Source organism: Rhodococcus sp. WMMA185, assembly GCF_001767395.1.
Lineage (GTDB): Bacteria > Actinomycetota > Actinomycetes > Mycobacteriales > Mycobacteriaceae > Rhodococcus_F.
In genome coordinates this window covers 390,543-403,820 of the sequence record NZ_CP017014.1, presented here as the reverse complement: position 1 = coordinate 403,820, position 13,278 = coordinate 390,543, and the positions used below count along the sequence as shown (strand labels likewise).

Genomic DNA, 13,278 nt, shown 5'->3' with positions numbered 1-13,278 from the left:
ATATGAGCGACCTCAGCAGTCTCCACGACGACATCGCAGCCGCCACCCCAGGCCCGAGCACCCTCGCGGCGTTCGATCTGGACGGCACCCTTATCAGTGGATACTCCGCCAGCGTCGTGTATCGAGACCGTCTACGCCGCTTCGACATCAGCGTTGCCGAACTTCTCCGTACCACGGGTGCGGCGATGGACACCCGATTCCGTGGCGCGGATATCGGCAATCTCATGCGCATCGGAGTAGGCAGTCTGGCCGGGCGCATGGAAGACGAGATGCAGGAATGGGGGCAGAGGCTGTTCCGGCAGGAGATCGCGCGGTTGATCTTCTCGGACGTTCGCGGCCTCCTCGCCGCTCACCGGCACGCCGGGCACCGAGTGGTCATGGCGACGTCCGCTACCCCCTATCAGGCAATGTCGGTGGCCGCGGATCTCGACATCGATGACGTGCTGTGTACCCGCCCGGAGGTAGTCGACGGCATGCTTACCGGCCAGCTTGCCTCCCCGCCTTTGTGGGGGCCCGCGAAGGCCGAGGCATTGGCCGACTACGCCGCCGAACAGGGCGCGAATCTCGACGACAGTTTCGCGTACTCCAATGGTGCCGAGGACGTTCCGATGTTGATGTCGGTGGGACATCCGGTCGCTCTCAACCCCGACCGCAAACTGGCATCCACCGCAAGAGAAAACGGATGGCCGTCGGTGACGCTACGACCGCCGAAGAACGGTGTCGACCTGGTGTCCATCGCGCGCACCACGACAGCGATCGGTGCACTGATGGGTGCGGCCGCGTTCGGCGCCTCCGCCGGAGTCCTCACGCAGAACCGTCAGACCGCTGCCAACCTGGTCGGCAGCTTCGGTCCGGATCTCGCTCTCGCCATCTGTGGGATCAACCTTCGCGTCGAAGGCCGAGAGAACGCATGGTCGGCGCGGCCTGCCGTGTTCATGTTCAATCATCAGAGTTCGCTCGACACACTGATCATCGGGAGTGTCATCCGGCGCGATGTCACCGGGGTGGCGAAGAAAGAGGCCGCGCGCGACCCTCGATTCATCCCCGTCGGCGCGCTCCTGGACGTGGCGTACGTGGACAGAGCGAACAGCACGCAGGCGAGGGCTGCCCTGAGTCCAGCGGTCGAGAAGCTGAACTCCGGCATCTCCATCGCCATCGCCCCCGAAGGCACCCGGTCACCGACTCCCCGCCTCGGCAAGTTCAAGAAGGGCGGGTTCCACCTCGCGATGCAGGCGGGGGTGCCGATCGTCCCGATCGTCATCCACAACGCGGGAGAGCGAATGTGGCGCAACTCTCTTGTGGCGCATCCCGGCACGATCGACGTCGACGTGCTCGAACCGTTGTCCACCGACGGGTGGAGGGTCGCCGATCTCGACAAACACGTCGACGAAGTCCGTTCGCTGTTCGAAGACTGCCTCCACGCCGGCCACCGGTGAAGCGAGCTTCGCCGACCAGACCCGTCTCTCCAGAGTGTCCTGGTCGGTGGGCACAATAAGGAATGCCCGCGACCAGTCCCACGCCCCCACCGAAGGCATCGGCCGACCGGTCTTCCCTGCTTCCTCGTATCTGGGCGCTCCTGCGCCCGTACCGTGGATGGCTGTTGCTCGTCGGGGCCGCGATCGTCACATCATCGCTACTCGGCATCGTCAACCCGTTCCTGACGCGGACGGTGTTCGACCACGCACTGTTTCCCATCGACGGCAGTGGCGTCGATCTGACGCTGCTGCTGTGGTTGGTGGCGACGATGATCGCGGTGACTTTGGCCGGTTCGGTGATCAGCGTCGGTCAGAGTTACCTCACGACCAAGGTCGGCAACTTGTCGATGGCGGATCTTCGGGAGCGTCTGTTCGCTCACCTGGAGAAGATGGAGCTGGCCTTCTTCACCTCCACCAAGACGGGCTCGATCCAGTCCCGTCTGGCCAACGACGTGGGCGGCGTGCGTTCGGTCCTGACGACCACCGCGTCGAGCATCTTGTCGAATGTCGTCACCGTGGCCGCATCGCTCATCGCCATGCTGTTGCTGTCGTGGCAGTTGACACTTCTCGCGGTCGCGCTGCTGCCCGGGTTCGTGTACCTGCAGCGACGGGTCGCTGCCCGGCGTCGGGTGCTTGCGCGCAAGACACAGGAATCGCTGTCGGACATGACGGCCATTACCGAGGAGGCCCTCAGCGTCTCGGGTGTGCTGCTCACCAAAGTGTTCAACCAGGCAGACACCGAGCTCGACCGATACCGAGCCGAGAATGCGAGGCAGACCGAACTTCAGGTGCGGCAGGCCATGACCGGACAGGGATTCTTCGCCGTGGTGAGTGCCTTCATGGCCATCACTCCCGCACTCGTGTACCTGTTGGCGGGCTACCTCATCGGCGGCGGATCGGGCCCTGAGATCTCGGCGGGAACCCTGGTCGCATTCTCAACGCTGCAGGCCAGGTTGCTTCAGCCGCTGGTATCGCTGATGCGTGTCACTCTCGATGTTCAGACGTCGATGGCACTGTTCCGCCGCATCTTCGAGTATCTCGACCTGCAACCGGCGATCGTCGACAGCCCGAACGCCGTAGACCTACCCCCGCACTCACCCGGGCGGGTCGAGTTGGACGACGTGTACTTCAGCTACCCGCCGCCGGTGCGGCTGACCACAGCCGATCCCGATCCCGTGGCACTGCAGAGCCTCGCGCGTCGAGGTCACGGACACGGTGGCGGCGCCCTTCGCGGCTCCACGAACATCTCGAGGAACATCTCGAGCTCACGCCTACCGACCCAGCCGGACCCCGTCGTGGAATCTAGCGAACAGCGCAGCCGCCCATGGGCTGTCGCGGGCACGTCTCTGACGATCGAGCCGGGTCAGCTTGCGGCGTTCGTCGGGCCCTCGGGCGCCGGTAAGACGACGCTGTGCTATCTCGTGCCTCGGCTGTACGAGGTGGATCGGGGTGCTGTTCGAGTCGACGGATACGACGTGCGCGACCTGACCATGAGTTCACTTGCCGAAGCGGTCGGGATGGTGACCCAGGATCCTTACCTGCTGCACGCATCGATCGCGGACAACCTGCGGTACGCGAAGCCGGACGCCACGGATGCCGAACTTCACGAGGCAGCGGCGGCCGCCAACATTCACGACCGAATCCTCGGGTTCGAAGACGGCTACGACACGCTGGTCGGCGAGCGCGGATTCCGGTTGTCCGGAGGCGAGAAGCAACGGCTGGCCATTGCCCGGGTGCTGTTGAAGGACCCTCGCGTGCTCATCCTCGATGAGGCGACCTCTGCCCTCGATACCGTCTCCGAGCGCCTCGTTCAGCAGGCTCTCGCCGAGGTCATGCGCGGGCGTACCACATTGGCCATCGCGCACCGGCTCTCCACCATCGCGCACGCGGATGTGATCTTCGTAATCGACGAAGGCAGACTGGTCGAGAGTGGCACCCACGCCGAACTCGTCGCACGCCCGGGACTGTACGCGCGGCTCAATGCCGAGCAATTCGGTGGCGGGCAGGTGGAATGCCGCTGCAACGACGGCGTCCGATTCACCGACGGAACCGGGGCTCTTCGCAGTTGGTAGAGGTATGACGTCGCCCGACCCTGTGCCGTGGCGGTGATCGAAAAGGACCCGCGGCGGTGATCGAAAAGGGCTCGCGCCCTTGTGATCTGGATGTTCGTGGGGTATCCAGGACAGGTCTTCTCGTTCGAATGGGCGGGTCACCGACGGGCGCACAACACCTCACCGCAGATCGATCACCCACGTTCCATGTGCCGATCCCCGCCGCCATCTCGCACCGGCGCAAGATGGAGGTGACGAGTCACAATTGGTAGCAGGAACACAGCACGACCGACCAGCCGCGCTGGTAGAACGGACCGGCACCCGATGAACGACCGAGAACGGCTTTCGACCCTTCTGCGTCAGCTCGAGGCCCTCGACGGCCTCAATGAGGACCGCTTCGGGCGGCTCGTCGCCGAACTCGAGCGCCCAGCGACGCGCAAAGGCCACGACGAGCACGGACGGCTGCGGGTCTCCATCTTCGACGCCAAGTCCTATGACGTCGCGTCCTTCGATCAATGCGACCGCGGGCGCCATGCCCTGCACTACATAGAGGCATCCCTCGGCCCCGGCACCGCAGCGGCCGCCGAGGGCTCTAAAGTCGTCTGCATCTTTGTCAACGACCAGTGCGACGCCACGGTCGCCGGACAGTTGGCCTCCCACGGGGTCGAGCTGATCGCCCTTCGCTGCGCTGGCTACAACAACGTCGACCTGGACGGCTGCCAAAAGGCAGGGCTGAGCGTGGTCCGGGTGCCCGCTTACTCGCCATACGCGGTAGCCGAGCACGCGGTAGCTCTGATGCTGATGCTCAACCGGCGGCTACACCTCGCGTATCTGCGGAACCGCACAGGCTCGTTCGTGCTCGACGGCCTGACGGGGTTCGACATGCGCGACAAGACGGTCGGAGTGGTCGGGACCGGAAAGATCGGGCGGTGCGTGATCGACATCCTGCTGGGCTTCGGCTGCCGAGTGCTGGCGTTCGACCGTTTCCCGAACCCGGCGCTGGCGAAACGTGCGGGGGTCGACTACGTGGACGCCAAGCGCCTGTTTCACGAGTCCCACATCGTGACGTTGCACGCGCCGCTGCTGCCTGAGACTCATCATCTGGTGGACGCGGAAGCGATCGCGACCGCCAAGGACGGGATCATGCTGATAAATACAAGCCGTGGCGGGCTGGTCGACACCCGGGCGCTCATAGAAGGACTCAAGTCGGGCAAGGTCGGCGCGGCAGGTCTGGACGTCTACGAGGAAGAGTCCGGGGTCTTCTTCCACGACGTTTCCGACCAAGTGCTCTCCGACGACGTGCTGGCCCGGCTGTTAACGTTCAACAACGTGGTCGTCACCTCGCACCAGGGGTTTCTCACCCGTGAGGCCCTCGCGAACATCGCCGAGACGACGATTGCGAACATCGAGGAGTACGAACAGGGCAGGCGCGGGGCCGACCTAACGAACGCCGTCCGTTCGGAACCCGCCGCCGAAGGTGCTTAGACCTCCCAACGGGTCCGAAACCTAGAGGAACTTGCTGAACTGGTCGTTGGCCTTCTGCATCACGAAGTTGTACGGGGGTGCGAACTTGCGGGCCCACCAGAAGCCGAATCGAATGTCTGGCGACGTATAGACCATGTAACGGTTCTTCTTGACGCCGGCGATGATGCAGGACGCGACCTTCTCAGGCGTAACCGCCCGTCTCTCGAAGAGGTGGACCGCCTTCTTGATGCGCGGGTCTTCCCGGTCGACTCCTGCGATCTCGACCGTTTCCACTAGCGGAGTCTTCACCGCGCCGGGAACAACGAGACTCACGCCGATGCCGTGTCGCTTGAGATCGAACCGAAGAACCTCGGAGACCCCGCGAAGCCCGAATTTGCTTGCACTGTATGCAGCGTGCCAAGGAAGTGCCAGCAATCCCGCCGCCGAGGACACATTGACCAGATGACCTCCGTGCCCTGCGCGCACCATCGGAGGCACGAAGTTCTCGATGATGTGGATCGGGCCCATCAGGTTGACGTCCACCATCGATTTCCAATGCCGGTGTTCGAGGTTCTCGACCGTACCCCACGCGGAGATTCCGGCGACGTTCATCACGACGTCGACACTGCCGAAGCGCTCGTGGACCTCTGCGGCAAACGCGCTCACCGCGTCGTAGTCGGACACGTCGAGCGCGCGAGAGAAGCCCACGGTGCCGCCACGGCCGCGCACCTCCTCCACGGTCAGCGCTAGACCCACCTCGTTGATATCGGTGAGGATCAGTTCGGCGCCCTCCGCCGCGGCCGCCAGGGCCGTCGCATGTCCGATGCCGCTAGCAGCACCGGTGATCAGGCATTTCGAGCCGTTCAGCGTCTTGATCGCCATAGCCGTGCGAGCCCCCATCCTCACCGATCCGTGTCGGCTGGAAGTCTACGCACGCAAAGTGATTACGCACACCGGCGGCAGGCGAATTTTGCGTCCGCCAAATCGACAAGCGGTACGCACCGTGACGGTTCACAACCGTTGGGTCATTTCTTCCTGATAGTTGCGAATCGTCTTCTCGATTTCGTTGGCGTCGCTGTCTTGTCCTCGTTTTCGGGCATCGTCGGCCCGCTCGCGCAGAACTCGAATCGCCTTCCGAAGCTCGGCGTCACTCATTCTGTGTATCACTTCCCAATCATCTCCGACTACGCCGGAATTATCCAGATCCGGACGCGGCAGCATCTGATCTGTCCCGTGCGAATCTCCCTTCTTCGCAGTACTGTTCACGACAGTCCCACGAGTAGCGGGCGACCACGCCAGGTGCCATGTACAACGCAACACAAGGCTCCTGGACTGCACTATCAGGTCGCTCGCTAGATTTCCGTGCCCGAACGATGGTTCCAGCAAACAATTGGCAAACATCATTTGAGTTGCGTCGGCGGCGTCACGCCAGTGATGCGACACGACGGGCAAGCTCGTCGACCAATCCCGCCCAGCAGGTGTCTCGTGGAACCCCGTGTGACACTGGCGCAAAACTCGTTGATTGCACCGAGAAAGTATCGACGGGCCGAGGTAGATCGGTCGCCTCACATGAAGACAAGATGAGGGATTCCTGAGAACTTGTCATACTTTTGCCCGCGAGTTATCAATCGGTTATCAGCATGGTATGGTGTCGATCACAGAAACAGTCGCCCACGAGAGAGGACCCAGCGGCTCACAATGGCAGATTTTGCTGCGCGGTTGAACAGACTCTTCGAAACGGTCCACCCTCCTGGACGCAAACCGCATACCAACGCCGAGGTCGCGGCGGCACTGATCGCAGACGGGTACCAGATATCGAAGCCCTACATTTCCCAACTTCGTTCGGGTCAGCGCACCAACCCGTCGGACGAGGCGGTCGCGGCCTTCGCCCGCTTCTTCAAAGTAAAGCCTGACTACTTCTTCAATGACATCTATGCGGCCAAGATCGACCACGATCTCGACCTGGTCTCCCAAATCCAAGGTTACGAACTGCGCAAGCTCTCGAGTCGCGCATTCGACCTGTCCGAGGAGTCTCAGAGTCTCCTCACGAGAATGGCCGAGAAACTCCGCGCGAGCGAAGGCCTACCGGAAGTGCCCCCCGACTCTCGCTGACCTTGCTCCGCATGTAGTGACCCGTCGCTAGGACAACGCAGCAAAGGCCTCCTCTCCCATGGGAGAGGAGGCCTTTGCGACCGATCTGTGGAGCTGAGGGGAATCGAACCCCTGACCTCTTCGATGCGAACGAAGCGCGCTACCAACTGCGCCACAGCCCCGCTTCTGGATCCTGCGATCCGCCCGGCAAACTCTAGCAGGCCGTCTGCGGAGGGGCTAATCGCCGGCATCGAAGCGGCATTCGAACCCGAACGCCCGCTACTCGCCGACGGCGCGGCGGAGCGGGGTCTGATCCATCGACTCCTCATCGAAGTGCTCGAGATGATCGAATTCCGGATCGCCGTCGTCTACCTCGAGGAGCACGGCGCCCGGACGACGCAGGCGAGCAGGGATCATGCGCATTTCCTCGTCGCTGCGAGACTCGACCCCCAAACGCGAACGGCCCAGTCGTTCCGTCCTTCGACGCCGGACTTCCTGCTCGATCTGCACCTGTCGGCGGAGATAGGCCATGTAGCCGACAAGCCCGACCATGCAGGTCGCGAACGCCCACCACATCAGCGGAGAGATGATCAGGCTCAGTGCCGCGGTCACGATCGTTGCGAAGAACAGGCCGAGAACCATCCGCTGACGAAACGCGTACCTGGCCTCACGTGCGATCGCATCAGCCTCGGGATCGAATCCACCGCGGCCCCGGCGCACTGGCACGAAGTCGTCGACCAGCTCATGTTCACCGACGAAATCGTCTTCCTCTGCGTGAGTATCCACGAGGTCCTCCGCGTCGTAGCCGAAGTGGTCCGGTTCTGCTTGCCAGTACGGATCGCTGCGGTGGCCTGCTGCGGGCCCGCGTCGCACGGGGAGCTGATCACCGCGGTACAGCACGCGAGTCGCGAGTGCCGCATCGCTGGTTTGCCGAATCCGGGGACGATTGTTCACCAGCATAGGGACCAGAACGAAGAGCCATACGACGACAAGACCGATCCAGAGAAACGAGTTCGGCATACGGCTACCTCCTCCCAATCGCCTACCTGCACCGATACTGATGTTTGCCACCTCAGGCTAACCGCGTGAACCCGTACATCTCCGCAGACTCGCCGATCCCACAATACTCATATGTAACTTGCGTAACACACGATCGTGACGCTCGGCGGGCCGAGGCGCGGGAAGAATCGACTCGGCAGTAGTTCACCGAAAGAAGAGCCCCCCCAGGATCAGTTCAATAATGCCAGACGGATTCAGCTAGCTGAACATTTGTCCATGTTTATCGCAGGCGGTCACGCCCACTCGGCCTTGCCGCTCCGCACGAGCGAATCGGAAACCGAACCGGGTACCTCTTCCACCGTCATCGCGACCAGGATGTGATCACGCCACCGACCGTCGACGTCGAGATAGCGCGCGAGCAGGCCCTCCTCGCGGAAGCCGACTTTGCGCAGAACCGCGCGGCTCGCCTGGTTTTCCGGACGAACGGTTGCCTCGACGCGGTGCAACCCCACAGGACCGAATGCATGATCGACTCCCAGCGCAAGGGCGCCCGTGGCTACACCTAGTCCGTTGACCTCACTGGACACCCAGTAGCCGATCCAGGCGGATCTCAGCGCACCACGCACCACGTTGCCGATGGTGATCTGGCCGCAGTAATCTCCGTCCAGTTCGATCGCCATGGGCAACATGCGCCCCTTCCGTGCCTCCGATCGCAAACTGCCACACAGCCCCGGCCACCCGGTGATGTTGTGGCGCGCTTCCCACGGCGCCTCCCCGGTCGGTTCCCAGGGCTCGAGGTGCGCCCGGTCTCGGGTGCGCAGGCGACTCCAGGCGGCGGCATCGCGCAACCTGATGGCGCGCACGGTCACGACGCCACCCTTCACGCGCAGGGGACCGAGGTGTGGCGGCCAACCCGGATGCGTCACCTCATCGCCTCACACTGTCCCATTCTCGTCCCGCCTCACCCTGGTCCGTCAGCTCCGCTGCGCCAGGAAGGCAACGTCCACCAGGTCGCCCGTGCGGACCTCGGTGACCTCGGGATCGATCAGCACCAGGCAATTGGCTTCGGCGAGGGTGGCGAGTAAGTGCGAGGATGCCCCCGGCGCTCCACCGAGGGCCTGAACCAAGTACTCCCCCGTGGCCTCGTCGCGCATGAGTTGACCGCGAAGGAATCCCTTACGGCCCCCGATCGATGTGATGGGTGCGACGGTTCGTGCCGCGACGACGCGCCGCATCGGCTGACGTCGTCCCAGGGCAATGCGGATCAGCGGGCGCACCATCACTTCGAATACCACCAGCGCACTCACCGGATTCGACGGAAGCAGGAATGTCGGGACCTCATCCCGGCCGAGCTGTCCGAACCCCTGTACCGATCCGGGATGCATGGCGACCCGATTGACCTCGAGGTCCCCGAGGTCAGCGAGCGCGTCATGGACGTCCTCGGAGGCTCCGCCGCCGACCGCACCTGCGATCACAACGATCTCGGAGCGGATCAATTGACCCTCCACGACGTCGCGCAAACTGCTGGCGTCCGCATCGGCGATACCGACGCGGTTGACGTCAGCGCCGGCGTCACGGGCAGCGGCGGCGAGCGCGTACGAGTTGACGTCGTACACCTGGCCGGGGCCGGGACTCCGGTCGACATCGACGAGTTCACCGCCGACCGAGATGACCGACAGCCGTGGCCGGGGATGTACGAGTACCTTGTCGCGGCCTACGGCAGCGAGCAATCCGACCTGCGCGGCGCCGATGATCGTGCCTGCCCGGACGGCGACGTCTCCGGGTTGCACGTCATCGCCTTCCCGGCGCACGTAGTCGCCTGACCGAACAGGCTTGTATACCTTGACGCGAGCCCGGCCGCCGTCCGTCTGATCGAGCGGCAATACGGCATCGGCAAGGGTCGGCAAGGGAGCGCCCGTGTCGACCTTGACTGCCTGACGGGGTTGGAGTCGGATCGGCTGTCGCGAACCGGCCGCGACCTCGCCGACCACCGGGAGCGATAGTTCCGTGGCCTCGCCATCCTCATCGCGGACGTCCGAGTCGGCGGATTGGACGTCGACGCTACGAACGGCATATCCGTCGATTGCGGCCTGGTCGAAGCCTGGAAGCGGCACCTCGGTAACCACTTCCTCGGCGCACAACAGCCCCTGGGCTTCGGAGATCGCCACTCGCACCGGCCGCGGCGCAACCGCGGCAGCGGTCACAATCGTCTGCTGCTCCTCGACCGACCGCAATTTGTTGCCTCCCGAACTTCTAGGAATCCGTTCGCTTCAATCGGTCGGCCAGCCATTCACGCAACGACGGGCCGAACTCGTCGCTGTCCAAAGCAAAGTCAACCGCAGCGCGAAGGTAGCCGCCGGGATTTCCGAGGTCGTGTCTCGTGCCGCGGTGTACGACGACATGAACAGGATGCCCTTCTTTGATGAGGAGCGCGATGGCGTCGGTGATCTGGAGTTCGCCGCCTGCACCGGGTTCGATCCGTCGCAGAGCATCGAAGATCGCGCGGTCGAGGAGGTAGCGGCCCGCGGCCGCGAAAGTCGACGGGGCGTCCTCGATGGCTGGTTTCTCGACCATGCCGGTGACTTTGAGAACGTCCGGGTTTACTGCGTCGGGAACCGTTTCGACTTCGAAGACGCCGTACGCGCTCACCTGGTCCTTGGGAACATCGATCGCGCAGAGCACGGTTCCGCCGCGCTTGGTCCGCACACGAGCCATCGTCTCGAGCACGCCGCGCGGCATCACCAGGTCGTCCGGCAAAAGTACCGCGATCGCGTCCTCGTCGTCATCGAGTGCCGACTCGGCGCAGCCGATCGCGTGTCCCAGCCCGAGCGGCTGATCCTGGACGACGGATTCCACCTCGAGCAAGCCGGGGGCTTTGCGCACCTTCTCGAGCAAATGATGCTTGCCGCTGGCCTCGAGCTTGCTCTCGAGCACGAGATCCTCGACGAAATGGGCGACCACCCCGTCCTTACCCGGCGAGGTCACGATAACCAGCCGACTGGCCCCCGAATCCGCGGCCTCTCCGGCCACGAGCTCGATGCCAGGGGTGTCCACTACCGGGAGTAACTCTTTCGGCACGGTCTTGGTCGCGGGGAGGAACCGCGTACCCATTCCCGCTGCCGGCACCACAGCCGTACGGAAGATGTCGGCGGTGTGCGGGGATGCGTCTGTCATCCCCACACAATAACCGGGGAATCTACTCGCCAGTCAGCAAGATCCGGTCAGCTACTCTCGGGGGCCTTTCGCGGAGCTCACTTCGGCCGACTCTACGGTTGTGACATGCGGGCACAGACGAAGACCGAGTGGCGACAACTGGTCCTTTCCAGCAGGCGCGAGGCCTCCCGCGAGACTCGCACGTCCGAGGATCAATCGCTTGTCGAACTCGTCACAGGCGGCCTCACCCCCGGTCAGACGGTCTGCGCGTACATCCCCACCGCACTCGAACCGGGCAACCTCGGCCTGGTCGACGCTCTCCGGCAAGTCGCGGGGCGAGTGCTCGTCCCCGTCACGCGCGAACCAGGCCCGCTGTACTGGGCCGAGTACCGCGGTGCAGACCACCTCACGGACGCCGACTTCGGCCTGCGCGAACCGACGGGGCCGGTGTTCGAACCGCACGAGATCCGCACGGCCAGGACTGTTTTCGTTCCCGCCCTGGCAGTCGATCGGAGGGGTGTGCGACTCGGTCGTGGAGCCGGCTTCTACGACCGGACCCTCGGCCTCGCCGCCCCCGACACTCGCCTGATCACCGTGGTCCGTGATGAAGAACTCGTTCCCGAACTGCCCGAGGACCCACATGACGTGCGGATGGGATGGGCACTCACCCCAGGTTCCGGACTTGTCCAACTCGGCGAGAAGGCCGCCGACCGAGCGTAGCCAGGAGCCGAGACGGAACCCGGAATAGAATCTTGATTAGCATTGTTGGCACTGTCGCCTGTAGAGTGCTAAAACCTGCGGTTTGATTAGACAGTGCGGAGGAACCCCGGTGCCCACTTATTCGTATGCATGTTCGGAGTGCGACAACCGTTTCGACATCGTTCAGTCGTTCAGTGATGATTCCCTGACCGTCTGCCCCGAGTGCTCAGGCAAGCTTCGCAAGCTGTTCAACTCCGTCGGGATCGTATTCAAGGGCAGCGGCTTCTACCGCACAGACAGCCGTGGTTCGTCGGGTGCCGCGAGCGAGCCTGCCAAGACCGAATCCGCCAAGTCCGAGTCCGCGTCCACCTCGAAGTCGGAAGGTTCGTCGACAGCTTCGCCTGGTTCGTCGAGCACCTCATCCTCTGCTCCGTCCAAAGCGGCTGCCAGCTAGTTCTCTCTTCTCGCACAGTTTTCACAACTTGCGTTCTGTCCACAGGAGGGTTCCTCGGGAATCCTCGAGCGCCTCGCGGTCTTTTAGCGTCGGCCCATGCCGTACGAGCCCGCTCCACCCGGCCCGCGCAGGCCGAACGTTACGCACCGAAATCTGAGCCCGTCTTGGGCCGACCGCCTGTCGGAGTTCGCCCATCCGGGCTGGGGCCGCACCGTAATCGTCAGGCGGATACTGGCCGCGGGGCTGACGGCTCTTGCCGTACTGCTGCTGGTGCGCGGAAATCCGGACTTCGACCGATCACCAGTCGTGGTGGCCGTGCGCGATCTCGAACCCGGACGCGCACTGACGGATGAAGATGTCGATCTGGCGGAGTGGGAATCAGGCACACTGCCCGAAGGTGTCGTCACCGCAGTCGCAGATGTCGCTGGTCGGACGCTAGCCGGACCGGTCCGCGCTGGAGAGCCGCTCACCGACGTTCGAGTGCTGGGGCCGCGCTTGGCCGCCGTCGCCGCGGACGTCGAGGATGCCCGGATCGTGCCCATCCGGCTGGCTGATCCGGCAGTCACCGAACTCCTCCGAGAGGGCGACCGTGTCGATGTACTCACCGTCGATTCCCAGACGCCTGTGAATCCGGATCGGCAGCCCGGTGCCACCGTGTTGGCAACGCGCGCTGCCGTCGTGCTGGTAACTCCCTCAGCAAACGGACGAGACCAGCGTGAACGCGTCGTGATGCTGGCTTTGCCCGCGCCCGAAGCAATCACGGTCGCGGCGGCCTCTCTCACCAACGCGATCACCGTGACCTTTCATTGACTGCCCTGGTCACTAGCGAACTGTCTTCGCCGCCAACGACTCCGGGCCCGCACACAATGTGTGCGGGCCCGGAGTCAGTTCT

13 protein-coding genes and 1 tRNA gene are annotated in these 13,278 nt (G+C 63.8%); 7 read left to right on the top strand and 7 right to left on the bottom strand.

Features of this window, described 5'->3' with window-relative positions; translation table 11 throughout:
• The first annotated feature begins 2 nt into the window (after nt 1–2).
• From BFN03_RS01670 to BFN03_RS01660, 3 genes are all read left to right on the top strand, one after another.
• Nucleotides 3–1,436 (top strand): HAD-IB family hydrolase, encoded by a 1,434-nt coding sequence (locus BFN03_RS01670; RefSeq protein WP_070377553.1) that lies wholly within the window; start codon nt 3–5, stop codon nt 1,434–1,436.
• Between the two features lie 62 nt (nt 1,437–1,498).
• The gene (locus BFN03_RS01665; RefSeq protein ID WP_070377552.1) at nt 1,499–3,547 is read left to right on the top strand and encodes an ABC transporter ATP-binding protein; all 2,049 of its coding nucleotides are present in this window, start codon (nt 1,499–1,501) and stop codon (nt 3,545–3,547) included.
• 303 nt (nt 3,548–3,850) lie between these two features.
• Nucleotides 3,851–5,011: a 2-hydroxyacid dehydrogenase gene (locus tag BFN03_RS01660; protein ID WP_198163342.1), complete on the top strand. Its 1,161-nt coding sequence runs from the start codon at nt 3,851–3,853 to the stop codon at nt 5,009–5,011.
• A 21-nt stretch (nt 5,012–5,032) separates the two neighbouring features.
• On the opposite strand, the gene BFN03_RS01655 is transcribed toward BFN03_RS01660, so the two are convergent.
• On the bottom strand, nt 5,033–5,872 hold the full coding sequence (locus BFN03_RS01655) for an SDR family oxidoreductase (protein ID WP_070377551.1): 840 nt from the start codon (nt 5,870–5,872) through the stop codon (nt 5,033–5,035).
• Nucleotides 5,873–6,001: 129 nt separating this feature from the next.
• Nucleotides 6,002–6,211, bottom strand: a complete 210-nt coding sequence (locus tag BFN03_RS20555; RefSeq protein ID WP_198163511.1) for a hypothetical protein — start codon at nt 6,209–6,211, stop codon at nt 6,002–6,004.
• Between the two features lie 477 nt (nt 6,212–6,688).
• On the opposite strand from BFN03_RS20555, the gene BFN03_RS01645 reads away from it, so the two are divergent.
• Nucleotides 6,689–7,102 (top strand): helix-turn-helix domain-containing protein, encoded by a 414-nt coding sequence (locus tag BFN03_RS01645; RefSeq protein ID WP_070377549.1) that lies wholly within the window; start codon nt 6,689–6,691, stop codon nt 7,100–7,102.
• An 88-nt stretch (nt 7,103–7,190) separates the two neighbouring features.
• On the opposite strand, the gene BFN03_RS01640 is transcribed toward BFN03_RS01645, so the two are convergent.
• The 5 genes from BFN03_RS01640 to BFN03_RS01620 all read right to left on the bottom strand — a co-directional run bounded on the left by BFN03_RS01640 (nt 7,191) and on the right by BFN03_RS01620 (nt 11,254).
• A tRNA-Ala gene (locus tag BFN03_RS01640) sits at nt 7,191–7,263 on the bottom strand.
• A gap of 97 nt (nt 7,264–7,360) precedes the next feature.
• Entirely contained in the window at nt 7,361–8,101 is a 741-nt protein-coding gene (gene sepX / locus BFN03_RS01635) for a divisome protein SepX/GlpR (RefSeq protein ID WP_070377548.1), read from the bottom strand.
• 272 nt (nt 8,102–8,373) lie between these two features.
• Entirely contained in the window at nt 8,374–9,006 is a 633-nt protein-coding gene (locus BFN03_RS01630; RefSeq protein WP_070377547.1) for a GNAT family N-acetyltransferase, read from the bottom strand.
• A 48-nt stretch (nt 9,007–9,054) separates the two neighbouring features.
• Nucleotides 9,055–10,314, bottom strand: a complete 1,260-nt coding sequence (glp, locus tag BFN03_RS01625; protein WP_070377546.1) for a molybdotransferase-like divisome protein Glp — start codon at nt 10,312–10,314, stop codon at nt 9,055–9,057.
• 19 nt (nt 10,315–10,333) lie between these two features.
• Nucleotides 10,334–11,254: a UTP--glucose-1-phosphate uridylyltransferase gene (locus BFN03_RS01620; protein ID WP_070377545.1), complete on the bottom strand. Its 921-nt coding sequence runs from the start codon at nt 11,252–11,254 to the stop codon at nt 10,334–10,336.
• 105 nt (nt 11,255–11,359) lie between these two features.
• On the opposite strand from BFN03_RS01620, the gene BFN03_RS01615 reads away from it, so the two are divergent.
• The 3 genes from BFN03_RS01615 (at nt 11,360) to BFN03_RS01605 (ending at nt 13,196) form a co-directional block, all read left to right on the top strand.
• Nucleotides 11,360–11,953: a 5-formyltetrahydrofolate cyclo-ligase gene (locus BFN03_RS01615; protein WP_070377544.1), complete on the top strand. Its 594-nt coding sequence runs from the start codon at nt 11,360–11,362 to the stop codon at nt 11,951–11,953.
• 109 nt (nt 11,954–12,062) lie between these two features.
• Nucleotides 12,063–12,386 (top strand): FmdB family zinc ribbon protein, encoded by a 324-nt coding sequence (locus tag BFN03_RS01610; RefSeq protein WP_070377543.1) that lies wholly within the window; start codon nt 12,063–12,065, stop codon nt 12,384–12,386.
• Between the two features lie 96 nt (nt 12,387–12,482).
• Nucleotides 12,483–13,196, top strand: a complete 714-nt coding sequence (locus tag BFN03_RS01605; RefSeq protein ID WP_070377542.1) for an SAF domain-containing protein — start codon at nt 12,483–12,485, stop codon at nt 13,194–13,196.
• Nucleotides 13,197–13,278: the final 82 nt, after the last annotated feature.

Bases quoted from the DNA above. Each gene is read 5' to 3' on its own strand.
- BFN03_RS01670 (WP_070377553.1), top strand. From the start codon at position 3: ATGAGCGACCTCAGCAGTCTCCACGACGACATCGCAGCCGCCACCCCA.
- BFN03_RS01665 (WP_070377552.1), top strand. From the start codon at position 1,499: ATGCCCGCGACCAGTCCCACGCCCCCACCGAAGGCATCGGCCGACCGG.
- BFN03_RS01660 (WP_198163342.1), top strand. From the start codon at position 3,851: ATGAACGACCGAGAACGGCTTTCGACCCTTCTGCGTCAGCTCGAGGCC.
- BFN03_RS01655 (WP_070377551.1), bottom strand. From the start codon at position 5,872: ATGGCGATCAAGACGCTGAACGGCTCGAAATGCCTGATCACCGGTGCT.
- BFN03_RS20555 (WP_198163511.1), bottom strand. From the start codon at position 6,211: ATGCTGCCGCGTCCGGATCTGGATAATTCCGGCGTAGTCGGAGATGAT.
- BFN03_RS01645 (WP_070377549.1), top strand. From the start codon at position 6,689: ATGGCAGATTTTGCTGCGCGGTTGAACAGACTCTTCGAAACGGTCCAC.
- sepX (WP_070377548.1), bottom strand. From the start codon at position 8,101: ATGCCGAACTCGTTTCTCTGGATCGGTCTTGTCGTCGTATGGCTCTTC.
- BFN03_RS01620 (WP_070377545.1), bottom strand. From the start codon at position 11,254: ATGACAGACGCATCCCCGCACACCGCCGACATCTTCCGTACGGCTGTG.
- BFN03_RS01615 (WP_070377544.1), top strand. From the start codon at position 11,360: ATGCGGGCACAGACGAAGACCGAGTGGCGACAACTGGTCCTTTCCAGC.
- BFN03_RS01605 (WP_070377542.1), top strand. From the start codon at position 12,483: ATGCCGTACGAGCCCGCTCCACCCGGCCCGCGCAGGCCGAACGTTACG.